This is a genomic window from Amaricoccus macauensis (assembly GCF_049800915.1).
Lineage (GTDB): Bacteria > Pseudomonadota > Alphaproteobacteria > Rhodobacterales > Rhodobacteraceae > Amaricoccus > Amaricoccus macauensis_A.
Genome location: NZ_JBNAFY010000004.1, coordinates 559,548 through 585,369, shown reverse-complemented (window position 1 = coordinate 585,369; position 25,822 = coordinate 559,548). Strand labels below are relative to the sequence as shown.

The window sequence follows — 25,822 nt, the reverse complement described above, 5'->3', positions numbered from 1 at the left end:
GTTGAGCGTCTTCAGTCTGTTGTGATTCCGTGCGGTTTGCAGACTGAACGGAGCCTCGAATGCCTTGGACTGAAGCCGCTCGCCATGTGTATCGGCGGGAATGCCCGCGTTATGCAAGTGACCTGATGGATCGCGAGTGGGCTTTGATCAAACCTTTTATGCCGCCACCGAACCGGCTGGGGCGCCCGCGCACCACGGATCTGCGCGAAGTGATGAACGCACTCCTCTATATCGCATCGACCGGCTGCCAGTGGCGGATGCTGCCGAAAGACTTTCCGCCGGTCTCGACGGTGCAGGGATATTTCTACGACTGGCGCGACAGCGGACTGTTGCAGACGATCCGTTTCGCGCTGGCAATGGAGACGCGTGAGCTTGAGGGTCGGGAAGCCAGTCCGAGCGCGGGCGTGATCGACTCCTAGACCGTGAAAACTACGGAAAGCGGGGGAATTTCTAGCTTCGATGCCGGCAAGAAGGTCAAGGGTCGAAAGCGCGTTCGGCATCTCTCTCAAACCCGTGGCGTTCGATGTCTCACCGTCACCGACACTCTTGGCCTTCTGTTCGGGTTGGTCGTCCATGCCGCCGATATCCAGGATCGGGATAGCGCGCCGGAGGTCCTGAAATCGATCCGCCATGCCTGTCCCTGGCTGCGTCACATCTTTGCCGTCGCCGGCTATGCCGGGCCGAAGCTGCGCGCCGCGCTCAGGCGCATGGGCGAGTGGACAGTTGAGATCATCAAGCGCTCCGACATCGCAGAAGGCTTCGAGGCCCTTCCCCGCCGGTGGGTCGTCGAGCGAACCTTCGCCTGGCTCGGTCGCTGCCGTCGTCTCGCCAATGATTGGGAGAAATCCGTCGCCTACGCCGAAGCCTGGATCAACATCGCCCACATCCGCATCACAACCAGGCGGCTCGCAAGGTATTGCTATGTTTGACCGAGTTTTGAATGAGTCTCTGGCAAAAACGGTCCAATCTAAATGTTCAGTAGGATTGGCGCTCGATTGGGGCTCTGCCGCTATCCAGATTGATCCGCTCCTTGTTTTCCGGCGTATTGGGAAAGTGAATGCTTCGGAGTTCCCATGTCCCTTGACGCTATGCCTGTCGAACAACAACGTGTTGCCATAATCGGCGGCGGAATTTCGGGTTTGGCGGCTGCCTATCTGATGGCACCTCAATATGCCGTCACCTTGTTCGAGGCTTCTCCGAGGCTTGGAGGACATGCGCGTACCGTGTTTGCAGGCAAAAATGGAGACAGGCCTGTTGATACTGGATTTATAGTTTTCAACTACGCCAACTATCCTCATTTAACGAGGATGTTTCGTGATCTGCAGGTTCCGGTTACAAGAAGCGACATGAGTTTCGGAGCTTCGATCGACAACGGTCGCGTCGAATACGGGCTACGGGATTTGCAAGCTCTTGTCGCTCAGAAAGGCAATCTCGCACGACCCGGCTTTGCCCGGATGGTTCGAGATATCTTTCGATTCAATGCTCATGCGGAGACAGTCGCGAGGGATGACAACACGACCATAGGCGAGTTGATGGTCGAGCTGAAGCTCGGGAGTTGGTTTCGGAATTTTTATCTCCTGCCGCTTTGCGGCGCCATATGGTCGACGCCTCCAAGCGAAATTCAGCGATTCCCAGCCCGGGCGCTCGTGCAGTTCTTCAGAAACCATGCGTTGCTGTCCCCGTCCGGGCAGCATCAGTGGTGGACAGTCGACGGGGGAAGCATCGAGTACGTGCGGCGTCTTGAGCATCATCTGCGCGGGCTAGGCGTTGGGGTTCGCACCAGGGCACCAGTCCGGGCAGTGATACGTGACGGCCGGAAAAGTATTGTGCAGATTTCAGGACAGGACTCTCATCAGTTCGATCATGTCGTGTTTGCCTGTCATTCGGATCAGGCTCTGAAGCTGCTGGCACAACCGACGCTTGAGGAGCACCGTACCCTGTCAGCGATCAAATTTCAGGACAATGAGATGGTGCTCCACCGAGATGCGGGACAAATGCCTCGCCGAAAGGCGGTTTGGTCGAGTTGGATCTACAAGTCGGACACCGCGCGGCCAGAACCCGCGATAAGTGTCACATACTGGATGAACCGTCTCCAAAACATCCCTGAATGTGATCCGCTTTTTGTATCCTTGAACCCTTCTCGAAAGGTACCCGAGGAACTGATCTACGACCGCAAAACCTTTCGACACCCAGTATTTGACACCGATGCTCTCTCGGCCCAGAAGCGATTGACCACGCTACAAGGCCAGAACAACACCTGGTTTGCCGGGGCTTATACACGGCATGGATTTCATGAGGATGGGTTTGCAAGTGCGGTTCGCATCGCTCGGCTCATGAACCGGCAATTCGTATGACCAGCTGTCCTGAAATTGTCGCAGGTGTGACGACCCACACGCGTCGTGGTGCCGTTCGGCACATGTTTCGGTATAAGGTCGACTATGTTCTGATTGATCTGGACTCTTCCGCAGACCAAACGCGGCTCTTCGCTCGAAACCGTTTCAATCTGGTCTCGATACATGACAGGGATCACGGTGGTCCACTCAAATCAGGCCAAGGCGCAAATTGGGCGCGCGAGGTGTTCAGTCAGAATGGGTTGGTTGATCCGAGTATCCGGATCCTGCTGCTGACACAGCCGCGCATGTGGGGATATGTTTTCAACCCGGTAAGCTTTTGGCTTGCATTCAGCGAAGATACCCTGGTTGCAGTGATAGCCGAAGTATCGACCCCTTTTGGCGATCGTCACTCTTATCTCTGCCATCAAGCAGAATTTGCGCCGATCACAAAGGATGCCAAGATTAGAAAGTCGAAGTACTTGCACGTTTCACCGTTTCAGAGGGTGGAAGGCTCGTATTATTTCAGATTCGATATTCGAGTCGACCACATCAATATTAAGATCGTCTACAGGAACGGGTTGGAAGGGGTCGCTGCAACGTTGTCCGGGTCCCGCGCGCCCATGACCGACGCCGCTCTTTTGCGCGCAAGCTTTCGCCGCCCATTGGGCGCGATGCGCACAACAGCTCTGATCCATTGGGAGGCGCTACGATTGAAACTCAAGGGCGCCCACTATCGTACTCGCCCTACACCGCCAAGTTCCGAGGTAAGCTGATGCCATTTCTCACGAAGCGCACCAAGCGCGAATTTTTGGACACCTGTGCACAAATAGAAACAGGAAGCCTGCGTATCCGCACTCCGGAAGGGGAATGCTACGATTTCGGCCAAGGTGAGCCGTCTGCCGAAATGCAAATACACGACTGGTCGACCGTGACGACAATCGCAGCACGCGGTGACATTGGGTTGGGTGAAACCTATGTGGATGGTCTTTGGGATACGCCATCCATAAAGTCCCTTACCGAAGTTGCACTGCTCAATCTCGAACGGTTTCGAGGCTATGCATACGCCGGTTTCTGGAACAACCTCAAGTTCAGGTTGGTCAACAATTTGATGCGCGCCAATTCGCGTCGTGGGGCATCTCGCAACATTCGATCACACTACGATGTTGGAAACGAGTTCTACCAGCTTTGGCTTGACGATAGCATGACCTACTCATCAGCCATGTTCGCCGATGGTGACGATGATCTCATGCGAGCTCAGAACCGCAAGTATGATCGGATACTTAATCGATTGAATGAGGCCGAGCGTCTGCTTGAGGTAGGGTGCGGCTGGGGAGGGTTTGCCGAACGAGCCGCCGATACTGGTCGGCATGTCACGGGTCTGACTATCTCACCGAGCCAGAAGGGATATGCAGATGCTCGGTTGGACGGCCGGGCCGAGATTCGGTTGCAGGATTATCGTGACTGTACAGGTCGGTTTGACAGTGTTGTCTCGATCGAGATGATTGAAGCCGTTGGGCAGGCCTATTGGCCGACCTATTTTGCATCACTAAAGGCGCGACTTGCTGATCACGGGCGCGCGGTCATTCAAGCGATCACAGTCTCGGATAGCTACTTCGATATCTATAGACGAGGATCCGATTTTATCCGTCATTATTCCTTTCCGGGTGGCATGCTTCTCTCGAACGCAGTGATATCCGAACAAGCTCGGCGTGCAGGACTCATGGTCACGGACAGTCACGCTTTTGGCGCAGATTACTCTCGCACCTGCGATACTTGGAAGTCCCGGCTGGATCAGCAATCGGAACGCATCAAGCGATTGGGCTACGAAGAAAGCTTCCTGCGTAGCTGGCAGTTCTACCTCGGCATTAGTTCGGGATCGTTTTCCGTCGGGCAAACTGACGTCGTTCAGGTGGAACTGGCGCATGCCTGAGACCGAACGGATCTGGATTATCGGAGCTACGGAAGGCATCGGTAAAGCGCTTGCGCGCGAATGGGCGGATCGCGGCGCTAGCCTTTTGTTGTCGGCCAGATCCGAGGACAAATTGCGAACTCTGGTGGCAGAACTGGGCCGTCAGCATGAGATGGTTCCCCTGGATGTGAGCGATCGTCGGAGTGTAGACTTGGCGGCTCAAAAGATTGCCGATCTTGGCCCCATCGATCGCGCTGTTAATCTGGCAGCCTTGTATGATCCTGGAAAGGTTGCTGATCTGGACCCTGATACCGCTGCACAGATCGTAGCGGTTAATCTGATTGGGTGCTTTCACATCGCCCAAGTCGCGCCGCAATTGCTGCGGCAAGGCGGGCAGCTCGCTCTCTGCGGGTCGGTTGCAGGCTATATCGGTCTTCCGCAAGGGCAAATCTATTCAGCAACGAAGGCCGGTGTAATAAATCTTGCGGAAACAATGCGAGCGGAGATGGCTGGAAGCCTTGATGTTCGACTGATCAGCCCTGGCTTCGTGGATACCCGGCTTACCAAGCGCAATGACTTTAAAATGCCAGCTATGGTCACACCGCAGGCGGCGGCATCCTCGATCATCAGGGGGTTGGAACGGCGGAGTTTCGAGGTTCATTTTCCTCGCCGACTGACAATTCCCCTCAAGCTGTTGAGCTCATTGCCTTATTGGTTGGCTCTTCGGCTGACGCAAAGGCTCTCACGATGAAGTACTTTCCAATGTGGACGACATGTGTGAGCGATCCTTTCGAAGAAAGGGGACTGTGGCACAAATCGGAGGCCAGCGTGCGATGAAAATTCTGATCCTATACCTTGCAACTGCAGTGATCTTCTTCGTCGCAGACGCGGTCGGCCTGAGGCTGCTGGTAAAACCGGTGTTCGAGCGTCATGTCGGACACTTGTTGGCTGACCCGTTCCGCCTTGTTCCTGCTGGGCTCTTCTATCTGGGGTATGTAGCAGGTGTGCTATGGTTCGTGTCCGTTCCCGCCATGCGCTCCGGTGATCCGGTCGCCGCTCTAGTCGGTGGTGTTCTTCTGGGACTACTGGCTTATGGAACTTACGAGTTTACGAATTACGCCACCTTGCAGGATTGGTCGATGCAACAGGTCGCCGTGGATACCCTTTGGGGGGGTGTTCTAACCGGGTTCGCGGCTTGGGGCGGTGTCGTGGTTGCCCGCGCATTCAGTTGAAAGCTGGCAGTAGTTGGCGTGGCCCACTTTTGATTAGGCCACGCGATTTTTTTGGCGTTGGTTGGATGCTGTGCTCTCGCCTCAGGCCGAGATCATGTCTGGTATGCGGAAAGGCAGGGAGGTCAATCGCTTCCCGGTAGCATGATAAATTGCGTTTCCTATTGCCCCAGCCGTACCAACGATTCCCAGCTCTCCAATGCCTTTGACGCCCAGCGGGTTAACGTAGTCGTCTTGTTCCTCCAGCATTTCGACGCGCACCTCGCGAATGTCCGCATTCACTGGTATGAGATACTCCGCGATATTGGTGTTCAGATACCGTGCGCGGGGCTTGTCGGTTTCGGTGACTTCGTGCAGCGCAGATCCGATTCCCCAGATCATGCCCCCCATCAACTGACTATGCGCCGTTTTGCGATTCAACCATGTGCCAGCGGCAAAGGCGCCATGAATACGCGGAACCCGGATCTCGTGAGTATACTTGTGGATGCGAACTTCGACCATTTCTGCTCCGAAGGCAAACATCGCGAACTCAGGCGTAACCGGGCCGGCGGTGCCGTATCCTCCCATAAAGGTTGCCTTGATCAACTTGTCTGTCAGGGCTTGGTGGCGGAACGTACCTACAGCCTCGATTTCACCCTCTGGTAGCATTCCCAGTGCATCTTTCAGGCTCTGACTCTGCCCGTCCGGTCCGTGCAGATTTCCATCCTCAAGCCTGATCTCCCCCGGGTTCAATCCGGAGAGCGGCCCTTCGGGCATCGCGGAAACGCGGGCGGCCACCTGCTGTCCGATCTTCAGGCAGGCATCATGGACAGCCGATCCTGCAGACGCGGCCGTTGTCGAACCACCTGATAACGGAGCGACCGGCAGATCCGCTTCACCCATGATCACATCGACCGCGTCTACCGTCAGGCCGAGCCGCGCCGCTGCCACTTGTGCCATGATCGTGTAGGTTCCGGTCCCTACGTCATGAGCTGCAAGTTCCACATAGGCGTTGCCGTTCGCCTGCATGCGAACTCGAGCATTGGAGGCCAGAATGTTGGTCGGGTAGGTTGCGGTAGCGCAGCCGTAGCCCACCAGCCAATCGCCGTCAGTCATCGACCCGACCTCGCGACCACGTTCTTCCCATCCAAAACTCCTGCTGACGGCGTCGTAGCTTTCCATCAAGGACCGCGAGGAAAACGGGACGTCTGCGGTCGGATGGGTCATCGTGTCATTTGCGCGTCGCAGCTCTACGGGATCGACGCCTAGCTTCCAGGCAAGTTCATCCATCGCGGATTCGAGCCCAAAGAAGGTCTGCATCTCGTTCGGCGCACGCATGAAGCCGCCGGTATTGGTATCGGACCGTGAAAGCCGCTGTTCAGTATGGATGTTCGGGCAGGCATACATCGCGCGTGTTATATGCGTCCCTGGGTTGACAACATCGTCGAACTGCGAGGTTTGCGCGATCTCTACATGCTCGAAGGCGGTCAACCGCCCTTCGGCATCGGCCCCCAAGCGGAACCGCTGATGTGACTCGGGCCTAAACGTTGCTACCGTGTACATTTGAGGCCGCGCAACAACCAAACGAACTGGGGCTCCGACGGCTTTTGCCGCCGCAATGGTGAGCATCGTGTATGGCGTAATTCCGGCCTTTGATCCGAACGCTCCCCCGACGAACGGAGAGATCACTCGAACGCTCGTTTCTGGAAGCCCATAAGCCCCCGCTATGCCTGCTCGCAACGTTCGGACCGATTGGGATGGCATCCATACCGTAAGCTGTTCGCCGCGCCATTCCGCAGTGGCTGAGAACATTTCCATTGGGTTGTGGTGCTGGAAGGGGGTTGTGAAAGTCATGTCCACAACCTGCGCCGCCTGCTCTATCCCTTTCTCAAGATCACCTTTGGTCAGAACCATTCCATCGCTTTCGCCGGAGGCCCCGACAACGAAGCTCGCTTCATCATCCATATGGATCGCGCCAGTCTTCTCCTCGTATGTGGCTTTGACCAAGTCTGCCCCGCGTCGCGCCGCGGCTGCAGTTTCGGCAACGACATAGGCGATGGGTTGTCCAGCGTATCGTATTTCTGTGCCTTCCATCGGCCAGAACGATGCCGATCCCGGTCCGCCGGCGTAGAACCCTTTGACCGGTTTATAGTCTGGAATGTTCTCGTGCGTGTAGACAGCGACGACGCCGGGGGCACTCTCAGCGGCCGAAGTGTCAATTGATATGACTTCGCCAACAGCTACCGCAGAGCAGGCGAGGGCCCCATGCAGCATGCCCGAAGGAGTGATATCGGCGGCATAGATCGCGCTACCGGTGACCTTGCGCCGGGCATCCGTCCGAGTGACTTCTGTGTTGATTGTTTGTGCCATCATTTACCTCCCATTCGGGATTTCACGGCCATGAGCGCCCCCGCTACCACATCGGCGCCCAACTGGATCTTGTAGGAAGATCCCTCCAAAGGTTCGGCATCCGCGAATGCCACGCGGCCTGCATTTCGAGCCGATTCTTCGGTCAAGGGCTGCCCGCGCAAGCTGTCTTCAGCTTCGTTTGCGCGCCATGGAACGGATGCGACACCGCCAAGACCGATCCGCACGTCCCGCACGATATTTCCGTCCATCTCTACTCCGACCGCGGCTGAGGCAGATGCAAACGCATAGCTCTCGCGATCCCGTGCCTTGAGGTAGTAGCTGTTCTTCATGGCGGGGATAACAGGCAAGGAAATCTCCGTAACGATCTCCCCGGGTTCCAGTATGGTTTCCGTGTGTGGATCGTCCCCAGGCCGGACATGAAGTTTGGCAAAGGGAATGATCCGGGTCCCGCCCGGCCCGCGAGTGCTGACTTCAGCGTCGAAGGCAACGAGTGTCTGTGCCAAGTCCCCTGGATACATGGCTACGCAGGCTTCCGAGCCGCCTAGAATAGCGTGTAGATTTGTTTCACCCCCATCGAGAGCTGCGCATCCCGATCCGGGGTTGCGTTTGTTGCACTGGGCGAAAGCCGTGTCCCGGAAGTAGGGGCACCGTGTGCGTTGAAGAATGTTTCCACCCAGAGTGGCCATGTTGCGCAATTGAGGCGAGGCTGCCTTCCACAGTGCCTCAGAAAGTGCGGGAAACGCGTCGACGACATCCTGATCATCCGCGACTGTCGACATTTTCGTCAGGGCACCGAAGCGCATCCGATCGGCTTCGATGGTGTATCCCTCAAGTTCCCCTATGCCGTTGATATCGACAAGACCCTCAGGCTGCATGACGCCAATCTTCATCAGGTCAATCAGTGTCGTTCCACCGGCAATCACATGCGCGCCGTTAGCGGCGATCTCGGTTGCGGCTCCAATGCTTGGCGCGCGAGAGTAGGTAAAGCTCCTCATCTTCTTACCCCTGCTGGCTGTCGCGAACCTGCACAATGGCAGCCACGATGTTTGGATAGGCACCACAGCGACAGAGGTTGCCACTCATGTATTCCCGGATCTCCGATTCATCGTCTGCATGTCCTTCGTCCAAGCAGGCAATCGCTGACAGGATCTGTCCTGGGGTGCAGTAGCCGCACTGAAAGGCGTCATTCTCTGCAAATGCGGTTTGCATCGGGTGGAGTGTACCGTCCGGATCAGCGAGCCCTTCTACGGTGACAACTTCGGCTCCCTCTGCCATTACCGCGAGTGTCAAGCACGAGTTCACACGCGTGCCATTCAGCAAAACGGTGCAAGCTCCACATTGGCCCTGATTGCAGCCGATCTTCGTTCCAGTCATTCCAAGCGTATCACGCAGCGCTTCCACCAGCGTGGTCCTCGGCTCCACGGAAAGGTGGCGGGTCTTGCCGTTTATCGTAATGGCAATCGTGCGGACTTCGGAGCTCGGCTGGTCTTCCTGCGCCTGCGCTGAACCGACCACGACACCGAGCGAGCCGGCAACAACGGAGCTACCTTGAAGAAAACCTCGGCGCGATACGCCGGGCCGACGCAAATCAGGGGGTGACGACGACATAGGGCCTCCATCGATTTCTACAGCACATGGAGGAGGGAGGTGGGGCGCCAATTGTGGACGGCAAGGTGAAATAACGTCGTTGTTTTTCCGACAGTTTTGCTTGGAATTCAGATGGAGGGAATTTCCAAAGTGAGGGCAACACCGTTGCCGGATTTGATGGAGGGCGGTGTTGGCTACTGGTCACTCAGGCGGTTTAAGGCCAAATTCGAGGATGGACGCAGCATTGCGGCATGGACCCAGAATGCCCGTACGCCATTTGCGTCACGCCGAAAATCGAGGCTGCCGAGAAGAGTGCACAAGCATCTTTCTGGACGAGCCAAAAGAAAACCATCGGGAAACGAGGTGCCAGCACCTAGGCATCTTTAGTTGGAAAATTCGTAGGCCTTTTCAGGAGTGTGTCGTCCTGTATCCAAAAAAAGTTGCCGTTGTCGACGTCCAATCTCGTCAAACTTCGTGTTGAACCAGTTCTACGCTGTGCAGTCCTTGTATAGCATGGCGGCGTGGACCAGAGTTGTTCAAGGCTGGAAGCGCGAGGTGGTCATGACTTCGCCGCCAAGAACGCTCTGCCGATCGCCGAATGCGAAGTCGGTGGGCAGGCCTCGCAAACCAGGTCAATCTCACCAATCACTTGCGTTTCTGGTCTTGAACCTGATTTCACTAGACCCACACGTTGGCTTTTATCCACTACATGAACTGACTTGCCCTCAAACTCACCGCGAAACAAGTCATGCAAAATCCCGAACGCAAGCGACGGCACGTGCAAAGCGAGCGTGGTTAGCTTGGTAGTCCTTGCGTGGTGCGAAAACGCGCGCAGCCCCTTCAGGAGTGATGCGCAGTCCATGAACCCTGCCAGCAAGCATGGCGGCGCCGAGCGATGTGCGTTCGGATTCGTTCGAAACGCCTACGGTGCGGCCTGTAATGTCCGCCACTATCTGGCAGAAGCCCGGATTTGCTGACATGCCTCCGTCAATCAACAACGGATCGGCGACAGCAACTCCCGCTTCGATCGCCGATACGACCTCCGCGACACGATAGGCTACACCCTCAAGCAGTGCCTGAAGCATATCGCTTCGACTGGTGTCGAGAGAGAGCCCCAGCCATGCGCCACGGGCGGACCTGTTCCAATGCGGACACGCGAGGCCGGCAAGTGCTGGTACAAAAGCCAGCCCACGCTGCAGCGCGCTAGCGTCTTCAAGGTTGGACAGGTCATTGAAGTCGTTTAGGAGACCGATCTGCCTGGCCCAGTTTACGGCGGCGGATGCACAGTAGGTTGCGCCCTCCAGCGCGTAGAGGACAGGCCCGTCAAATTCCTGCCAGGCCACGGTCGGCAGCGGACCGCCATCTGCCGTGGGCAATCTTTCGCCCGTCAAGGCAAGCACGAACGCCCCGGTTCCGAATGTCACCTTGGTTTGACCGGAAGCGCGGCAGCCATGACCAAAGAGGGCGGCCTGCTGGTCCACAATACTCGCATTGAGCGGAACGCCGGCTGCTGTGCCCATCGCTCCCGAACATGGCGTGATAACTGGAAGTGCCGAAAGCGGAACGCCAAAGAGCGCGCAGAGATCCGTATCCCATTCTCCTTTGGCAATATCCATGAGCGAAGTGCGCGAGGCTGTTGCAATATCTGTTTCGAAACGCCCCGTCAGCCGATCGCGGAAGAATGCATCGGTTGTTCCAAGGCGAAGCCTGCCACTGGCGAGCAAGTCTCGGGCTTTGGGAATTTCCTGCATGATCCAGGCAAGTTTCGAAGCAGAGAAATAGGGATCTAGTGGTAGTCCGGTCCTCTCCAGTACAAATGCGCTGTGCCCCCCCATATCCCGAACGCGTGGGGCCGTTCGGTCATCCTGCCAAACGATAACCTTGGAAATTGCCTCTCCGGTTTTTGCGTCCCAGGCGAGGCAGCTCTCGCCCTGGTTGGCGAGTCCGATGGTCAAAGGGCCATGCGGCCGTGCGGCATCAATGCAGGCTGCGACATTGGCAAGAAGTTCACCGGGGTCATGTTCCACCCAACCCGGTCGCGGATAATACTGCCGATGCTGCGCGCTGAAGACCTCGGTGCACTCACCGTTGGGTCCTACAAGGATGCCGCGGGTGCTCGTTGTTCCCTGGTCGATCGCGAGAACTGTCATACAATTTCCACTACGACGTCACCCTGTGCAGGGGGGAGAGGCACTGCGATGCGACGTTCCGGGCGAGCATTGAGGCTGTAGGACTGTGAACCGACTCTCAGGGTGCCTTTTACCGGCCGCGAAACGTGAAGTTGAAGCCGATTGAAGGCCAGCTCGCTGTCCAGATCAACGGAGCGTTGCGGTAGGGCCCACGCAAGTCCGTCACCCACTATTGTCAGGCGTCGTTCTTTGGGGTGATCTGGCAGACGTCCGATGAGGCTCCGTTGGATGGAGCGGGCAACGGCCCGTCCCTCCGACCAGCACCAACCAGCAGTCTCGACGGCTCGCAATAGATTTCCGGCGGCAAAGTAGGTCGGATCGCTGCAACGCCCGAACGGATCGATTTCCGGCCCGAGGGTATGGGGGTCGACCTGCAGGTGGCTTGTGCGCAGTAGCGCGTTTTCTGGCCGGAACTTACCGGTGAGCAGCACACCGTCACATTCGACATCCTCGATCACATTTCCCCTCGAAAGCGTCACGGAGTTCACTTGGTCTCGTCCATGAATTGCAGTGAGCTCCGTAGCAAGGCGCAGTGGGATGCCGAGAGCGGCCGGCAGTAGCCGCAGGGGGCTTCGTGCAACGAGGCGTTCGCCCGGTTCTACCATCGCTACGGGGCGGATGCCGGCTTGGCGGCAGGTCAGTAGTGCGGAGAAGGACACAAGCTCAGTGCCGACCACCACCGGGCGGCGAAAGGGGCGCGTACGCGTGAGGTGAACGAGACCCTGAAGGGACCCGGTGTTCAGAACCCCGGCCGGCTTGGTTCCACCCAGCAGGCGTGCAGCACGCGAACTCTCCCGTACTCCGGTCGCGAGGAGAACGGCACGCGCCGTGATGCTTGCGAAACCTTCGGGGGAACTGACCGCGACAATACCTCCAGGTTTGATTTCCGTTGCAGTGGCACGCGTATGAAGGATGGCACCCGAGGCGCGCGCACGATCGCTCAGCGCGCGGGCGAACGCGGGTCCGAGCATCGGCCTGCGGAACTCGCGGAAGCCGTAGGGCGAGTGGGCACAATGCCGCGGAATACCGCCCGTCTCCTCTTCTCGGTCCAATACATGAACAGAAGCGACCCCGAGCCGGCGAAGTTCCGCTGCTGCGGAAAGCCCGGCCGGGCCGCCTCCGATGATCAGAACGTCGCAGGTATAGGGCAGCTTACTCATCGATCGGCTCCACCACGGGAATGCCCAGACGGTCACGGGTGATTTCGGCAAGTGCCGCCGAGCAGTAGAACCCCTGACAACGACCCATGGTCGCCCTCGTTCGCCGCTTCAGTCCGGCCATGGACCGCGCTGCGAGGGGCCCCGAGAGGGCGTCTTCGATCTCCCTGCGTGTAACGCGCTCACAATGACACACCACGCCGGCATTCCCGGGACGCTGCCAATCGCGCTCGAAAGCCTCTGCCAGGTTTGGGACCCGAGGCCAGACCGGGTCTGGGAGTGTCGTGAAACCGTGGCCCATCCGCTGCACGAGGTCAAACACATGGCGTGCGGTACCGAGTGCTGAGCTGAGCCCGGTAGACCGAATGCCGCCCACAGTGATCCAGTTCCGGCCCGGGTGTGGCGTGATGCGGTATTCCTTCTGCTCGGTGGCTGGGCGCAAGCCCGCATAGATGGCTGATATCTCTTCCTGAGCCAGCGCGGGCAGAATTTCTGTGCCCTTAGCATGCAGCATTCGAAGAGTTTCCCCATCAAGGTCAGCGGTTTCTCGGTCGACCTGATCCTCCGCCGTCGGGCCCACGAGCAAATTGCCCCATATTGTCCGGCAGACGACGATCCCCTTGGTTTTTTCTGTCGGCACGGGCAACAGGATGTGACGCGCGAGTCGTGCCGCCGTCTTGTCGAAGACGATAAACTGGCCCTTGACCGGGCGGATCTTGAACTCGCTGCGACCAAGAATTGCCTCGTCGACCTGATCGCCATGAAGCCCGGCGGCGTTGACCACCAAATGCGTGCGCAACCTGCCGCGAGTTGTGTCAAGTTGCCAGCCCCCGCCATCTTCCGTTCCACCAAGGAGGGCACAGTTGCGAAAGAGGTCGGCACCGTTGAGGAGCGCTTGGAGGAGATAGGCATGCGGCGCCGACCAGGGATCGATCAGGCTTTCGGCGGCCACGCGAAAGCCTGCCCGAATGGTAGGGTTGAGATTCGGCTCCAACTTCCGGATTTGCGCCGCGGAAAGGAGTTGCACGTCCAAAACCTCGTTCTCGCGGGCGCGCTCCATGAGAGCAGGAAGGCGCGCTTCTTCCGCCTCGGTCCAGGAAAGTACAAGCGCGCCGCAGCGATCCAGTGGCAGCCCCAGTCGTTCGCGAATATCGATGTACTCGTCATGCCCGTCTCTGATACAGCGGGCTTCGAGAGATCCCGGCGGAGCATCGAAGCCGGTGTGCAGTATCGCACTGTTTGCCTTCGAGGCTCCGTCGAGAATGTCTCTGGCCCGTTCGATGACCGCGACACGTGCGCCCTCGAGACAGAACCGGCGTGCGATCGCGCAACCGATAACCCCGGCTCCGACCACGACGACATCGTATCTCGCACCTGCAGGCAATTTCCCGTCCGGCATGCGGCTTCACCTCTGAGATTGGGGATTCGCTTTCTCTTGAATCACAGTAAACGCCCATTTGGTCAAATGCGCGCCTAAAATTTGACCATTCGGTAGAAGTTGGCCGTCGTTTTGATTGACATGCTGAAATGACACCGGCCTAGTCGCAACACATGTTATGACTTTCGTTGCAGAAGTGGGGTGTCGGTGAAGCCGAGGGAAAGACGCAATAGCATTGCCGCGCTCATTGACCGGGATGGTGCATCGAGTGTCGATGCCTTGTCCTTGCGCTTTGGTGTGTCGCCAGAGACGATCCGCCGGGACCTTGCCCGACTGGCCGATGAGGGCGCTGTCCGCAAGGTTCACGGCGGTGCGCGGCCGGCAACACGCCTCCACTCCGAGGCCAGCTTCCAGGAACGGATGGCAGAGGATACCGATGCCAAGCGTCAGATCGCTGCGCGCCTCGTGGAAGAACTTCGTTCAGGTGATACGCTCTTTATTGACACGGGAAGCACAACACTGGTGGCTTCGGCAACCCTGGTAGAGGTGCCGGGGCTTACTATCATTACCAATTCGTTGGGTATTGCTGAAACCCTCGGTGGTCGACCTGGCGCAGGCCGCGTCTACCTCCTGGGCGGAGCCTTCGCTCCCGGCAACAGGCAGACAGTAGGACCGCTTGTCATGGAACAGATCGGCAGTTTCCAGGCCGATCATGCAATCCTCACTGTCGCGGCCCTTGATACGGAAGCCGCAATGGATTCGGACCCGGACGAAGCCGCGGTCGCTCGCGCGATGATACGCAGTTCGAGCAACGTCATTGTCCTGGCGACACCAACGAAGCTACGGCGCCGGGCGGCCTATCGGGTCTGTGACCTGGCCGATATCGACACCCTCATATGTGGCGTAGAGCCGGCACCGGACATCGCCGGGGCGCTCGCACGCGCTGGAGTCCTGGTAAAATAGAGCATGGCACGAGACGAGACTGATCGAGAGATAGGCATGCCCAAGGCGATCTGTACGTATGTCCGTACGATGGACAAGATCTCGGAGTATGTCGGCCTCGCGGCGATGTATCTCATTTTCCTGATGATCGGGGTTCTGCTTCTCGACGCCATCACCCGCAACGTCATCGATATTCCGCTGCACTGGTGTATCGAGGCGGCACAATTCACCCTCGCGGCCTACTATTTCCTTGGCGGAGCGGCGACGATCAAGAATGGGAGCCATGTTCGCATGGACCTCCTTTACGATCGGCTTTCTGCACGTGGTAAGGCCTGGATCGACGCGATCACGATCTTCTGCCTGATCTTCTATCTCTGCATTCTGCTGTTCGGATCGATTTCAAGCCTCGGCTACGCAATTGAAACCGGAGAGCGACGCTTTTCGATGTGGAACCCCTCGATGATTCCGATCAAGGCGCTGATGGTCGGCTGTATTTTGCTGATGTTGCTCCAGACCATTGCGGAGGCTTTCAAGCATATCGCTCAGGTTCGCGGGGGTCGTCTCTGATGTCATACGAGACAATCGCGCTCCTGATGTTCGCGGGCATGATGCTCCTGCTCCTGACCGGCCAGCGGGTCTTTGCAGCCATCGGTTTCGTCGCCTCTAGCATGGTGCTCATGCTCTACGGCACGGGCGGGATCGAGATCCCGTTCTCGGCGGCGTTCAAGCTCTTCAACTGGTACCCGATGCTCACGCTGCCGCTGTTCATCTACATGGGCTACATCCTGTCCGAGGCCGGCATTGCCGAGGACCTCTACAAGATGCTGCATGTATGGTTCGGCCGGGTGCGTGGAGGGCTCGCCATCGGCACGATCTTCCTTATGGTCATCATCTCCGCGATGAACGGACTCTCCGTAGCGGGAATGGCAATCGGGGCGACAATTGCCCTGCCCGAGATGCTGCGACGGGGCTATGACAAGATCCTCATCACTGGGGTGGTGCAGGGCGGGTCGTCGCTCGGAATTCTCGTGCCGCCTTCGGTCGTAATGGTGCTCTACGGCATGATCGCCCGCCAGCCGGTAAGCCAACTCTGGCTCGCGGGTGTCATTCCTGGCCTCATGATGGCGGCATTCTTCATCGTCTACGTGATCGTGCGCGCCCGGATGAACCCGAAGCTTGCGCCTCTCGTTTCCGAAGAAGAATTGAATATGCCGATGAGCGAAAAGCTCAAGCTCCTGCGCTTTGGCATCATTCCCTTCCTGATCTTCTTCCTGATGACCGGGCTCTTCGTGATGGGCTACACCAGCCTCGTAGAGAGCTCTGCTGTAGGCGCGACGTCGGCGACACTTGCCGCCATCCTCAAGGGGCGCTTTACCTTCAGCCTCATCCACGAAACCGCGCGGAAGACGCTCGCGATTTCCTGCATGTTCCTCTGGCTCATTCTCGCGGCACTGGCATTCGGTGCGGTTTTCGACGGGCTGGGGGCGGTGCGGGCGATCGAGAACCTGTTCATTAACAACTGGCAGATGGGGCCCTGGCAGGTCATCATCATGATGCAACTCAGCTTCATCGTGATGGGAACGTTTCTCGACGACACGGCCATGCTGGTCATCGTCGCGCCGCTCTACGTGCCGCTCGTGCGCCTGCTGGACCTGGGCTTCGACAATCAGCTCATCTGGTTCGGCGTGCTGTACACGATCACCTGCCAGATCGCCTACATCACGCCGCCATTCGGCTATAACCTGTTCCTGATGCGGGCCATGGCCCCGGATGGCGTGACGCTTCCCGACATATACCGCTCGATCTGGCCATTCGTGCTGATGATGGCGCTCACCATCGCGCTGGTGATGATCTTTCCGCAGATCGCGCTCTGGCTGCCGGAGCTGGCCCGTGGCTGAGACCCGAACGACTTCAATCCGATCGATCAGAAGGTGACACGATGACCGACAATTCCAAGCAGAGCCCGTCCGAGAAGATCCTCGCCTCGCGTCGCAAGTTCCTGACCGGAACGACCGTCGGTGCGGCGGCCACGCTCGCAGCTCCTGCCGTAATTGCCCAATCCGGCCCGATCCGTTGGCGGCTTCAGACCTATTCGGGTGCGCCGCTTGGCGCACATGTGATCAAGCCGCAGATCGATGCTTTCAATGCGGCAGCTGGCGGCGAGATGGAGATCGAACTCTACTACGCGGACCAACTCGTCCCCACGGCCGAACTGTTCCGCTCGCTGCAGAACGGCACAATCGACGCCGTTCAATCCGATGAGGCCACCATGGCCTCGCCGGTCGATATCTCGGTCTTCGGTGGCTATTTCCCGTTTGCGACCCGCTACTCGCTCGATGTGGGCGCGATGTTCATGTACTACGGTCTCGACGAGATCTGGAAGGAAGCCTACGGGGAAGTGGACAATGTCACCTGGCTTTCTGCCGGTGCCTGGGACCCGCTTCACATCTTCACAAAGGAACCGATCCGTTCTCTCGAAGACATGCGAGGCAAGCGTGTTTTCGGAGTGCCGACGGCTGGCCGGTTCCTTTCCCGCTACGGCCTCATTCCGGTGACAGTGCCTTGGGATGACGTGGAAGTGGCGCTTCAAACCGGTGAACTCGACGGCGTTGCCTGGTGCGGCTTCACCGAAGCCTACGAGGTCGGCTGGGCCGACCTGTGCAACTACGCGCTTACGAACTCGGTTACGGGGGCATGGTTCGGCTCCTATTTCGCCAATACCGAAAGCTGGGAGAAGGTGCCCGCCGATCTCCAACAGCTCTATCTCTCCACCATCGACCAGTCCCACTACTACCGGAATATCTGGTACTGGGGTGGAGAAGCAAAGCTGCGCGTCGAAGGCGAGAAGATGGAACTCACCTCGATACCACCCGAGGAATGGGCGCAGGTGACCGGCGATGCCGAGGAGTTCTGGGACGAGATCGCGGCTTCATCGGATCGTGCCGGGCGCGTAGTCCAGATCTTCAAGGATTATGCCGCGACAATGGAAAAGGCGGGCTATCCTTACCGCTAAAAAAGAACGCCGGACCGTGCCGCTGCAGGTCCGGCCTTCACCGCCGCAACTAAGGGGAGGGCGTTTCCGGTGGCAATGTATCGCACGACCATTGGTGGCGAGCGTTTCGGTTTTGGAAGCCTGCGCGAGACCTTAGCCGCCGCCTCCCCGCAGCGATCCGGTGATGAACTCGCTGGCGTTGCCGCGTCCTCCGAAGCCGTGCGCGTCGCGGCGCAATCTGTGCTTGCTGATCTTCCGCTTGGCGTCTTCCTTGAAGAGCCGGTGATCCCAGGTGAGACGGATGAGGTCACGCGGCTTATCCTTGAGAGGCATGACGCAGAGGCCTTCGCGCCGATCCGTCACCTCACCGTCGGAGGGTTCCGGGACTGGCTTCTCTCGAACGAGGCGAGCCATAAGCGGTTGGCGGCGCTGGGCCCCGGCCTTACGCCTGAGATGGTCGCCGCCGTGTCAAAACTGATGCGCAACCGTGACCTGATCTCGGTTGCTCGCAAGATCCGCGTCATCAGCGCATTTCGATCGACCCTCGGCCTGCCCGGACGTATGGGAAGCCGACTTCAGCCGAACCATCCGACCGATGATCTGCGGGGAATCGCCGCCAGTACGCTTGACGGGTTGAGCTTCGCGGTGGGCGATGCGGTAATCGGCGTAAATCCCGCGACCGACAATATTCCAAACGCGATCGCGCTCCTCGAAATGCTCGACGATCTGCGCGCGCGTTATGAGATTCCGACCCAGACCTGCGTGCTGACGCATGTGACCAATTCCATCGAGATGATTGCGCGTGGCGCCCCCGTCGATCTTGTTTTCCAGTCCGTGGCCGGAACCGAGGCCGCCAACGACGGGTTCGGGGTCAACCTGTCGATCCTCGATGAGGCGTATGACGCGGGCCTTTCGCTCGGCCGGGGCACAGTTGGCCAGAACGTGATGTATTTCGAAACGGGGCAGGGTTCAGCGCTGTCGGCCGACGCGCACCACGGCGTGGACCAGCAGACGCTCGAGGTGCGTGCCTATGCGGTGGCGCGACGCTACAAGCCGCTTCTCGTTAATACGGTCGTGGGCTTCATCGGTCCGGAGTATCTCTACGATGGCAAACAGATCATACGGGCGGGGCTTGAGGACCATTTCTGCGGCAAGCTCATGGGGCTGCCGATGGGAGTGGATGTTTGTTACACCAACCATGCCGAAGCCGATCAGAACGACATGGACGTCTTGATGACGGTGCTCGCGGATGCGGGCTGCACCTTCCTGATCGCGGTGCCCGGGGCGGACGACATCATGCTGAATTACCAGAGTCTCAGCTTTCACGACATTGCCTATCTGCGCAATAGTTTTGGCCTGCGTGCTGCCCCAGAGTTTGAAATCTGGCTTGAAAAACATGGCCTTACCGACGCGCAGGGGCGGCTGCCGGAGGGAGATGCGGCATCGCTCAAGCTCCTCGAGGGAGCGGCATGAACGACACGCCGGCGAAGGATCTTTGGGCGCGTTTGCGTGCCGCGACTCCGGCACGCATCGGGCTTGGGCGATCCGGTGCGGGTTTGCCGACATCAGCCAATCTGGAGTTCCAGTTCGCACATGCCCGTGCGCGCGATGCCGTTCACCGGGCCGTGAATTTCGATGCCCTCGTTGCCGAACTGTCGCCCCGCGAGACGCACGTTCTTGAAAGCGCCGCCGGGGATCGCGCGACCTACCTTCGCCGCCCGGACCTGGGGCGCAAGCTTGCGTCCGGGGAGGCGGAAAAGATCGCAGGCGGCGAGCCCCCCGACATCGTATTCGTGGTGGCAGATGGGCTCTCGGCCGATGCGGTTCAGGCACATGCCGCCGCGGTGATCCAGGCCTGCGAGCCCGCGCTGGCGGGGCTGTCGATCGGGCCGATTTTCCTTGTACTTCAAGGGCGTGTGGCAATCGGAGATGAGGTCGGCGCGTGCCTCGGTGCGGCGCTGGTCGTCATGCTGATCGGGGAGCGTCCGGGCCTCACAGTTGCCGACAGCCTCGGCGCATATCTGACATTCGGGCCGCGAGCGGGACGACGGGACAGCGAGAGAAACTGCATCTCGAACATCCACGGTAATGGCGGGCTGAGCTACGATCAGGCGGCGGCGAAGATCGCCTGGCTGGCGCGGGAAGCGCTCCGCCTGAAGCTCACCGGTACGGGTCTCAAGGACGATGCGCCGGGCCTCGCGCTGGGCGAAGACGGCCAACTGTCGCTGCCGAAATAGGCAGCCCCCACGCCGGGGCTCCGGCGCCTTCAGAACACATTTCGAGCGAAATTCCGACGTATGGAATCCGTATGGAAAACGTATGGATTCGATATGGCTAAAGTATGGCAAATGCCCGCCTTGGCGTGGAACATGTCGTTGTTCCGGGTCTGAAGCCGGGCCCGGCCGTCGAGACGCATTATGGACAAGCGTTTTGAAGTTTGCATAATGTATTAAAAATGAAAGGTATTGAGTTCATGGGACGGCGTTCGCTGCACGAGGAAATTGTCGGGGAAATTCGAAACCTGATTCTGGACGGTGAACTCAAGCCGGGTTCCAAGATTGCCGAACCCGAACTCTGCGAGAGACTGGACGTGTCACGAACCCCGCTGCGCGAGGCGCTCAAGGCGCTTTCGGTCGAAGGGCTCGTGACGTTGCGGCCCAACCGTGGCGCCTGCGTGGCGGTGGTGACCAAGGAGCAGATCGACGAACTGCTGCCCGTCATGGGGGCGCTCGAACAGCTTGGCGGTCTGCTGCTGTGCAAGTCGATCGCCGACGCGCCCGATCGGGACGCGATCCTGCGCGATCTCGAGGCCCTTCACGAGGAAATCGCGGCGGGCTACGAGGCGCGGGACCCCGCGCGCTATCGCAAAGCGAACAAAACCTTCCACGAACAGCTCATCGCGTTCGGTGGCAATGGCTCGCTCCTGGAGATCTATCGTATCGTGCTGGCCCGGATGCACATGGGCCGCTTCCTCGTGGAAAAGTCCGAAGAGGACTGGCAGCTTGCGATGCAGGATCACCGGATGATCATCGAGGCGATCCGGGCGGGCGACGGAGAGCGCACCGGGGCGCTTCTTCGACATCATGCGGAAGCCACCGCGCGCATCGGGGCGCTGAATGCCCTCGACCGTTCCGTTGAAGGTGCCGCCAACTGAAAACGGCCGGGACCCTAAGGCCCCGGCCGTATCCTCCCGCAGGCAGGGAATGCGGGAGTTCACCCGAACATCACCCTCGGCAGCCATAGCGCGATTTCGGGGAAGAGCAGGACGAGGATGAGCGCCACGACCTGCAATCCGACGAACTGGAACATGCCACTGTAGATCTGCCGCAGCTCCCATTGGGGCGCGACGGCCTTGAGATAGTAGGCCGCCATCGCCACGGGGGGCGACAGGAAGGCGGTTTGAAGGTTCACCGCCACGAGCGTGCTGATCCAGAGCAGGTCCAACTCGGCCTGCTGCACGATGGGAAGGAAGATCGGCAGGAAGATGAAGACGATCGGCGCCCATTCCAGTGGCCAGCCCAAGAGGAACACGACCACCATGAGGGCGAGGACCACGCCCATGGGGGGCAGGTTCATGTCCACCAGCGTGTTGGCGATCCAGGGGCCGGTGCCGAGCCGGTTGAAGACCGCGCCGAACATGTTGGAGGCCAGAAGCAGGAAGAGGATCATGCTCGAGACGATCACGGTCTGGTAGAGCGCCATCTGCAGCCGCGGGAAGGAGAACCGCCCGTAGAGGATGGTGAGCAGGAAGGCACCGGCCGCCCCCATGCCCGCGCCCTCGGTCGGGGTGGCGACACCGGTGAGGATGCTGCCCAGGGTTGCGCCGATCAGCACCATCATCGGCACCATGCCCACGAGCAGTTCGCGCACGGCGATCCGCCAGTTCTCCGGGCGTTCCTCCTCCGGCATGGGGGGGCCGAGCTTCGGGTTGAGCCAGCAGCGGAAGAGGGTGTAGCCCAGAAAGAGCGCGGTGATCAGGAGGCCGGGAATGATGCAGGCCGCGAACAGCTTGGGAATCGAAACGCCCACGACCGGACCCAGCACCACCAGCATGACCGAAGGCGGGATCAGGATGCCGAGGGTTCCTCCCGCAGTGATGGTTCCGGCCGAAAGGGCGGGGTCGTAGTTCGAGCGCGTCATCACCGGGGCGGCGAGCATTCCGATCAGGGTGACGGAGGCACCGATGATGCCCGTGGCGGTGGCGAAGATCGTCGAGGTCAGAAGTACGCCGATGTAGAGCGCGCCGGGCACGCGGGCGAGGGTGAACTGGAAGCCGCGGAACAGGCGTTCCATGATGCCGGCCTGTTCGAGGATGTAGCCCATGAAGACGAAGAGAGACACGGCCGCGAGCGTCTCCGTCGTCATCACGCCCCAGGCCTGGTATACCATGAGATCGAAGGCGCGCTCGCCCAGGCCGATATAGCCGAAGAAGACGGTGAGTACGATCAGGGTGAAGGCGATGGGAAAGCCCGCGAAGATGCCGGTCAGCAGCGCGGCGAGCTGAAGAAAGCCGAGAATGACGCCCATGCTCATGCGGGTTCTCCGGTCTTGAACTGGAACCAGGCCTTGATGACTTCGGAGACGCCCTGGATCATCAGGAGAAGCGCGGTGGCCGGAATGACCGCGCGGTAGGGCCAGAGGATCGGGCGCCAGAAGCTGGCCGCGGCGCGCTCGGAGATCATGAAGGAACTCAGGGCCTTGTCGAAGCCGGCCCAGAAGAAGAACACCATGCCGGGAAAGAACAGCACCACGTAGAAGGCGAGATCGACGCCCGCCTGGGTTCGGGGGGACCAGTCCTTGAAGAAGAGGTCGGTGCGGATATGCCCGCCGAACCGCAGCGTCGTTCCCGCGCCGAGCATGAAGATCGTGCCGTAGAGCATGTAGCTCAGGTCGTAGGCCCAGATGCTGGGGTTGTTGAAGGCGTAGCGCCGGATCGCTTCCATCACCACGATCGCGACCAGTGCCAGCACCAGCCAGGAGAGGGCGTAGCCGTAGAGATCGGCGAACCGGTCGATGCGCATAACCACGCCCTGCCAGGGGCGGGGGATGTTCGGGATGGTCTGGCGCGCGCGGGTAATGTCGGGGAGGTCCTCGTCCTGGGCGAGGGCCTTCAGCAGGTCGTCATCCTTGTCTGGTGCCATGAGCGATCCTTCGGCCCACGGGCCGGCTGGTGAATTCGGGAAGTGGGGCGCGGCCGGAGGGGGCCGCGCCTTGTGGTATGGTCGGGGGTTATTCGAAGCCGAAATGCTCCAGCGCGATATCGGCAGGCGGGTTGAGGCGCGCCTTGAGCGGAACGACGCGCTCCGCGAAGGTCCGCTGGCTGTCGAGAACCTTGGCGAAGAATTCATCTTCCGCGGCGTAGCGGTCGAGCACCGCCGACCAGGCTTCGAGCTGGGCGGTCATCACGTCACGCGGGGTCTCGGCGACGGTCACGCCCATTTCCTCTTCCATCTGCTTGAGCGCCTTGGAGTTCTCGTCGAGGCCCTTCCAGTAGAAGTCGGCGGATTCGGCCATCACCGCATAGGTCACGATTGCCTGGAGGTCGTCGGGCAGTTCATCCCAGCGCTCCTTGCTGATGAAGAAGTTCTGGATGAGGCCGAGCTGGAGGTAGCTGGGCATCATGTAGGTCTTGCGCACGTCCGGCAGGCCCAGGATCATGTCGGCCTTGGGGCCGAAATATTCGGCGGCCTCGATCACGCCCTGTTCGAGCGAGGGCACCACTTCGGAGCCGGGCACCGTCACCACCGCGGCGCCCATCTCGCGCATCACGTCCACCGGCAGGCCGGGGGTGCGATATTTCATGCCCTGGATATCCTCGACCGAGGTGACGGGTTCCTCGAACCAGCCGAAGGGTTGCGCCTGAGCGGGGCTGAGCAGGAATGACGTGACGTTGTCATACTGGAGCGTGTCGTTGATGTATTCGGCGAAGAGCTCCTTGCCGCCGCCGTATTCCATCCAGCCCATGAGGTCGATCGAGGGCATGCCGAAGCCGGGCGCGGAGGCAAAGAGGCTGCCTGCGGGGTGTTTGCCGACCCAGTAGTCGGCATCGCCGCCGGCGGCGTCGATCACGCCGTCATTCACCGCGTCGAGCACGTCGAAGGCCGGAACGAAGGCACCACCAGGGCTGACTTCCATCACCAGCCGGCCGCCGGACATGGCCTCGACCATTTCGGCGAGGGTCACGAAGGACATGTGCAGGTCGTCACCGGCGGCGTAGGCGGTCTGGACCGTCCACTTGAAGTCCTGGGCGGCGGCCGGCAGCGCGGAGAGGGCCATGGCGGAGCACAGGGCCGCGGCCTTGATCGGATTGGGCAGTTTCGGCAGGCATGTCATGGGGCAACCTCGCTTTCTGTTGCGTCTGGGGGGAAGGATGCGGGGAACCGGGGCGTGTGCCCGGTTCGGCCGGGTCAGGGTCTGATCCCGGCAATGAGGGGGGCGTAGCGGCGGGCGATGGCGCAGAGCATCTCGTCGCGGCCAAGCCCGGAATTGAGCTGGATGGCGGATTTGAGGCCGTTCGATGTCGCGCCCGTGGGCAGGCTGATCGCCGGGAGCTTGGAGAGCGACCAGATGCGGTTCACGAACGGGTCGCCGGTCCATGACAGGCCTTCGGGTGCCAGCGCCGCCGCGGAGGGGCCGAGCACGGCATCGGCGCCGTCCTGGAACAATCGGGCGGCCCATCTGCGGAAGCGGTCGCCGGTTTCGAGCGCGGTGGCATAAGCGTCGCGGGTGATATGCATCGCTTCGTCGCAGAAGGCGCGCAATTCGTCCGAGAGCAGATCGGCGTGTTCGGAAAGTTCATGCGCGAGGGAACGGGGGATTTCGTATCCCATCACCAGTTTCTGGGCTTCCAGCGCCGAGATGAAGGGTTCGGGATCGGTCAGTTCGATCACCTTGTCGCCGGTCTGCCGGATGACTTCCACGGCCTGGACGATCCCGGAGCGGGTCGCGGGGTCGGCCTCGCCCCAGACCGCCTCGGGCATCAGCGCGATGCGCATGGGCCGTTCCGGGGCGGGGAGGGGAATCCAGTCGCCGAAGGCTGCCATCATGGCCTCGATGCCGCTCATGTCGCGGGCAAAGAAGCCGACACGGTCGAGAGTGGGCGACATGATGCGGACACCCTCGCGCGGCACGATGCCGGCGGAAGGCAGGATGCCGATGATCCCGCAGAAGGCCGCGGGGCGAATGACCGATCCCGCGGTCTGGGTGCCGATTGCCCAGTCGAGTGCACCCGAGGAAACGGCGGCCGCCGATCCGGAGGAGGATCCGCCCGGCGAATGGCTGGGCAGGAGCGGGTTGCGCGTCGGGCCGGGATAGGTGGTGGCGAACTCCGTGGTCACCGTCTTGCCGACCACTGTCGCCCCGGCCTGGATCAGGCGTTCGACGCAGGGCGCGGTTCGGGTTGGCATGGCTCCGGTGCAGATCGGAGAACCGCATTCGGTTGGGAGCCCCGCCACGTCGATGATGTCCTTGACGCCGAGGCGGATCGCCGGTTTCTCTTCCGGCAGGTCGTCGGCGGTTCGGACGAACGCCTTCAGACTCTCATCCGTATCGACGATTTCGGCCAGCCAGTTCGGCCCGGTGGAATTCATTTTCTCGCTCCCGTCTATTCCGGTGCGATGTTCGGCGGAGGCGAGGTGAACTCAAGATATAATTATTCATGCAAAATACGAAATTGGCTGTGTTCACGGATTTCGCGGAAATTTTACGCAGTTTCAAAGGGAGGGTGGCAGCGATTGTGCAGTTGCGTTCAAGAACTC

At 59.9% G+C, this 25,822-nt stretch carries 22 protein-coding genes and 1 pseudogene; 13 read left to right on the top strand and 10 right to left on the bottom strand.

All coding sequences use genetic code 11. The features are described 5' to 3' along the window. The first annotated feature begins 59 nt into the window (after positions 1–59). From ACP15W_RS13365 to ACP15W_RS13340, 6 genes and pseudogenes are all read left to right on the top strand, one after another. Positions 60–929 (top strand): annotated as a pseudogene (locus tag ACP15W_RS13365) (IS5 family transposase). Between the two features lie 144 nt (positions 930–1,073). Beyond that, entirely contained in the window at positions 1,074–2,354 is a 1,281-nt protein-coding gene (locus ACP15W_RS13360; RefSeq protein ID WP_424933393.1) for an NAD(P)/FAD-dependent oxidoreductase, read from the top strand. Next, positions 2,351–3,106, top strand: a complete 756-nt coding sequence (locus ACP15W_RS13355) for a DUF1365 domain-containing protein (protein ID WP_424933392.1) — start codon at positions 2,351–2,353, stop codon at positions 3,104–3,106. The genes ACP15W_RS13360 and ACP15W_RS13355 overlap by 4 nt, the downstream gene beginning before the upstream one ends. After that, entirely contained in the window at positions 3,106–4,263 is a 1,158-nt protein-coding gene (locus ACP15W_RS13350; RefSeq protein ID WP_424933391.1) for a class I SAM-dependent methyltransferase, read from the top strand. The genes ACP15W_RS13355 and ACP15W_RS13350 overlap by 1 nt, the downstream gene beginning before the upstream one ends. Next, a complete protein-coding gene (locus tag ACP15W_RS13345) occupies positions 4,256–4,993 on the top strand; it encodes an SDR family NAD(P)-dependent oxidoreductase (RefSeq protein ID WP_424933390.1) in 738 nt (245 codons plus the stop codon). The genes ACP15W_RS13350 and ACP15W_RS13345 overlap by 8 nt, the downstream gene beginning before the upstream one ends. Before the next feature lie 82 nt (positions 4,994–5,075). Then, positions 5,076–5,474, top strand: a complete 399-nt coding sequence (locus tag ACP15W_RS13340) for a DUF2177 family protein (RefSeq protein WP_424933389.1) — start codon at positions 5,076–5,078, stop codon at positions 5,472–5,474. Positions 5,475–5,555: 81 nt separating this feature from the next. Here ACP15W_RS13340 and ACP15W_RS13335 read toward each other — a convergent pair whose 3' ends face one another. From ACP15W_RS13335 to ACP15W_RS13310, 6 genes are all read right to left on the bottom strand, one after another. Beyond that, a complete protein-coding gene (locus ACP15W_RS13335) occupies positions 5,556–7,823 on the bottom strand; it encodes a xanthine dehydrogenase family protein molybdopterin-binding subunit (protein WP_424933388.1) in 2,268 nt (755 codons plus the stop codon). After that, positions 7,820–8,815: an FAD binding domain-containing protein gene (locus ACP15W_RS13330; RefSeq protein WP_424933387.1), complete on the bottom strand. Its 996-nt coding sequence runs from the start codon at positions 8,813–8,815 to the stop codon at positions 7,820–7,822. Before ACP15W_RS13330 ends, ACP15W_RS13335 begins: the two co-directional genes overlap by 4 nt. A gap of 4 nt (positions 8,816–8,819) precedes the next feature. Continuing rightward, entirely contained in the window at positions 8,820–9,428 is a 609-nt protein-coding gene (locus tag ACP15W_RS13325) for a (2Fe-2S)-binding protein (RefSeq protein WP_424933386.1), read from the bottom strand. 725 nt (positions 9,429–10,153) lie between these two features. Next, entirely contained in the window at positions 10,154–11,557 is a 1,404-nt protein-coding gene (locus ACP15W_RS13320; RefSeq protein WP_424933385.1) for an FGGY family carbohydrate kinase, read from the bottom strand. After that, positions 11,554–12,756 (bottom strand): NAD(P)/FAD-dependent oxidoreductase, encoded by a 1,203-nt coding sequence (locus tag ACP15W_RS13315; RefSeq protein ID WP_424933384.1) that lies wholly within the window; start codon positions 12,754–12,756, stop codon positions 11,554–11,556. Before ACP15W_RS13315 ends, ACP15W_RS13320 begins: the two co-directional genes overlap by 4 nt. Continuing rightward, positions 12,749–14,152 carry an NAD(P)/FAD-dependent oxidoreductase gene (locus tag ACP15W_RS13310; RefSeq protein WP_424933383.1) on the bottom strand — a complete coding sequence of 468 codons (1,404 nt, stop codon included), beginning with the start codon at positions 14,150–14,152 and terminating at the stop codon, positions 12,749–12,751. Before ACP15W_RS13310 ends, ACP15W_RS13315 begins: the two co-directional genes overlap by 8 nt. 186 nt (positions 14,153–14,338) lie before the next feature. Between ACP15W_RS13310 and ACP15W_RS13305 the strand changes: the two genes are divergently transcribed. From ACP15W_RS13305 to ACP15W_RS13275, 7 genes are all read left to right on the top strand, one after another. Next, positions 14,339–15,094: a DeoR/GlpR family DNA-binding transcription regulator gene (locus ACP15W_RS13305; RefSeq protein WP_424933382.1), complete on the top strand. Its 756-nt coding sequence runs from the start codon at positions 14,339–14,341 to the stop codon at positions 15,092–15,094. A 36-nt stretch (positions 15,095–15,130) separates the two neighbouring features. Next, positions 15,131–15,640, top strand: a complete 510-nt coding sequence (locus ACP15W_RS13300; protein WP_424933381.1) for a TRAP transporter small permease subunit — start codon at positions 15,131–15,133, stop codon at positions 15,638–15,640. Next, positions 15,640–16,971, top strand: coding sequence for a TRAP transporter large permease (locus ACP15W_RS13295; RefSeq protein ID WP_424933380.1), 1,332 nt, complete (start codon positions 15,640–15,642; stop codon positions 16,969–16,971). The genes ACP15W_RS13300 and ACP15W_RS13295 overlap by 1 nt, the downstream gene beginning before the upstream one ends. 41 nt (positions 16,972–17,012) lie before the next feature. Continuing rightward, a complete protein-coding gene (locus ACP15W_RS13290) occupies positions 17,013–18,086 on the top strand; it encodes a C4-dicarboxylate ABC transporter (protein WP_424933379.1) in 1,074 nt (357 codons plus the stop codon). A gap of 75 nt (positions 18,087–18,161) precedes the next feature. Further along, a complete protein-coding gene (locus ACP15W_RS13285; protein ID WP_424933414.1) occupies positions 18,162–19,538 on the top strand; it encodes an ethanolamine ammonia-lyase subunit EutB in 1,377 nt (458 codons plus the stop codon). Continuing rightward, positions 19,535–20,302, top strand: a complete 768-nt coding sequence (gene eutC, locus ACP15W_RS13280; protein WP_424933378.1) for an ethanolamine ammonia-lyase subunit EutC — start codon at positions 19,535–19,537, stop codon at positions 20,300–20,302. The genes ACP15W_RS13285 and eutC overlap by 4 nt, the downstream gene beginning before the upstream one ends. A 236-nt stretch (positions 20,303–20,538) precedes the next feature. Further along, positions 20,539–21,219, top strand: coding sequence for a GntR family transcriptional regulator (locus tag ACP15W_RS13275; RefSeq protein ID WP_424933377.1), 681 nt, complete (start codon positions 20,539–20,541; stop codon positions 21,217–21,219). Between the two features lie 59 nt (positions 21,220–21,278). Here ACP15W_RS13275 and ACP15W_RS13270 read toward each other — a convergent pair whose 3' ends face one another. The 4 genes from ACP15W_RS13270 to ACP15W_RS13255 all read right to left on the bottom strand — a co-directional run bounded on the left by ACP15W_RS13270 (position 21,279) and on the right by ACP15W_RS13255 (position 25,654). Further along, positions 21,279–22,598, bottom strand: a complete 1,320-nt coding sequence (locus tag ACP15W_RS13270) for a TRAP transporter large permease (protein ID WP_424933376.1) — start codon at positions 22,596–22,598, stop codon at positions 21,279–21,281. After that, positions 22,595–23,206 (bottom strand): TRAP transporter small permease subunit, encoded by a 612-nt coding sequence (locus tag ACP15W_RS13265; protein ID WP_424933375.1) that lies wholly within the window; start codon positions 23,204–23,206, stop codon positions 22,595–22,597. The genes ACP15W_RS13270 and ACP15W_RS13265 overlap by 4 nt, the downstream gene beginning before the upstream one ends. An 88-nt stretch (positions 23,207–23,294) precedes the next feature. After that, positions 23,295–24,398, bottom strand: a complete 1,104-nt coding sequence (locus ACP15W_RS13260) for a TRAP transporter substrate-binding protein (RefSeq protein ID WP_424933374.1) — start codon at positions 24,396–24,398, stop codon at positions 23,295–23,297. A 74-nt stretch (positions 24,399–24,472) separates the two neighbouring features. Then, positions 24,473–25,654 carry an amidase family protein gene (locus tag ACP15W_RS13255; protein ID WP_424933373.1) on the bottom strand — a complete coding sequence of 394 codons (1,182 nt, stop codon included), beginning with the start codon at positions 25,652–25,654 and terminating at the stop codon, positions 24,473–24,475. Positions 25,655–25,822: the final 168 nt, after the last annotated feature.

Excerpts from the sequence above, each read along its gene's own strand:
- ACP15W_RS13285 (WP_424933414.1), top strand. The coding sequence starts at position 18,162 with ATGTATCGCACGACCATTGGTGGCGAGCGTTTCGGTTTTGGAAGCCTG.
- ACP15W_RS13265 (WP_424933375.1), bottom strand. The coding sequence starts at position 23,206 with ATGGCACCAGACAAGGATGACGACCTGCTGAAGGCCCTCGCCCAGGAC.
- ACP15W_RS13335 (WP_424933388.1), bottom strand. The coding sequence starts at position 7,823 with ATGATGGCACAAACAATCAACACAGAAGTCACTCGGACGGATGCCCGG.
- ACP15W_RS13350 (WP_424933391.1), top strand. The coding sequence starts at position 3,106 with ATGCCATTTCTCACGAAGCGCACCAAGCGCGAATTTTTGGACACCTGT.
- eutC (WP_424933378.1), top strand. The coding sequence starts at position 19,535 with ATGAACGACACGCCGGCGAAGGATCTTTGGGCGCGTTTGCGTGCCGCG.
- ACP15W_RS13360 (WP_424933393.1), top strand. The coding sequence starts at position 1,074 with ATGTCCCTTGACGCTATGCCTGTCGAACAACAACGTGTTGCCATAATC.
- ACP15W_RS13355 (WP_424933392.1), top strand. The coding sequence starts at position 2,351 with ATGACCAGCTGTCCTGAAATTGTCGCAGGTGTGACGACCCACACGCGT.
- ACP15W_RS13290 (WP_424933379.1), top strand. The coding sequence starts at position 17,013 with ATGACCGACAATTCCAAGCAGAGCCCGTCCGAGAAGATCCTCGCCTCG.
- ACP15W_RS13255 (WP_424933373.1), bottom strand. The coding sequence starts at position 25,654 with ATGAATTCCACCGGGCCGAACTGGCTGGCCGAAATCGTCGATACGGAT.
- ACP15W_RS13260 (WP_424933374.1), bottom strand. The coding sequence starts at position 24,398 with ATGACATGCCTGCCGAAACTGCCCAATCCGATCAAGGCCGCGGCCCTG.
- ACP15W_RS13320 (WP_424933385.1), bottom strand. The coding sequence starts at position 11,557 with ATGACAGTTCTCGCGATCGACCAGGGAACAACGAGCACCCGCGGCATC.
- ACP15W_RS13315 (WP_424933384.1), bottom strand. The coding sequence starts at position 12,756 with ATGAGTAAGCTGCCCTATACCTGCGACGTTCTGATCATCGGAGGCGGC.
- ACP15W_RS13310 (WP_424933383.1), bottom strand. The coding sequence starts at position 14,152 with ATGCCGGACGGGAAATTGCCTGCAGGTGCGAGATACGATGTCGTCGTG.
- ACP15W_RS13270 (WP_424933376.1), bottom strand. The coding sequence starts at position 22,598 with ATGAGCATGGGCGTCATTCTCGGCTTTCTTCAGCTCGCCGCGCTGCTG.
- ACP15W_RS13275 (WP_424933377.1), top strand. The coding sequence starts at position 20,539 with ATGGGACGGCGTTCGCTGCACGAGGAAATTGTCGGGGAAATTCGAAAC.
- ACP15W_RS13330 (WP_424933387.1), bottom strand. The coding sequence starts at position 8,815 with ATGAGGAGCTTTACCTACTCTCGCGCGCCAAGCATTGGAGCCGCAACC.
- ACP15W_RS13295 (WP_424933380.1), top strand. The coding sequence starts at position 15,640 with ATGTCATACGAGACAATCGCGCTCCTGATGTTCGCGGGCATGATGCTC.
- ACP15W_RS13345 (WP_424933390.1), top strand. The coding sequence starts at position 4,256 with ATGCCTGAGACCGAACGGATCTGGATTATCGGAGCTACGGAAGGCATC.
- ACP15W_RS13300 (WP_424933381.1), top strand. The coding sequence starts at position 15,131 with ATGCCCAAGGCGATCTGTACGTATGTCCGTACGATGGACAAGATCTCG.
- ACP15W_RS13340 (WP_424933389.1), top strand. The coding sequence starts at position 5,076 with ATGAAAATTCTGATCCTATACCTTGCAACTGCAGTGATCTTCTTCGTC.
- ACP15W_RS13325 (WP_424933386.1), bottom strand. The coding sequence starts at position 9,428 with ATGTCGTCGTCACCCCCTGATTTGCGTCGGCCCGGCGTATCGCGCCGA.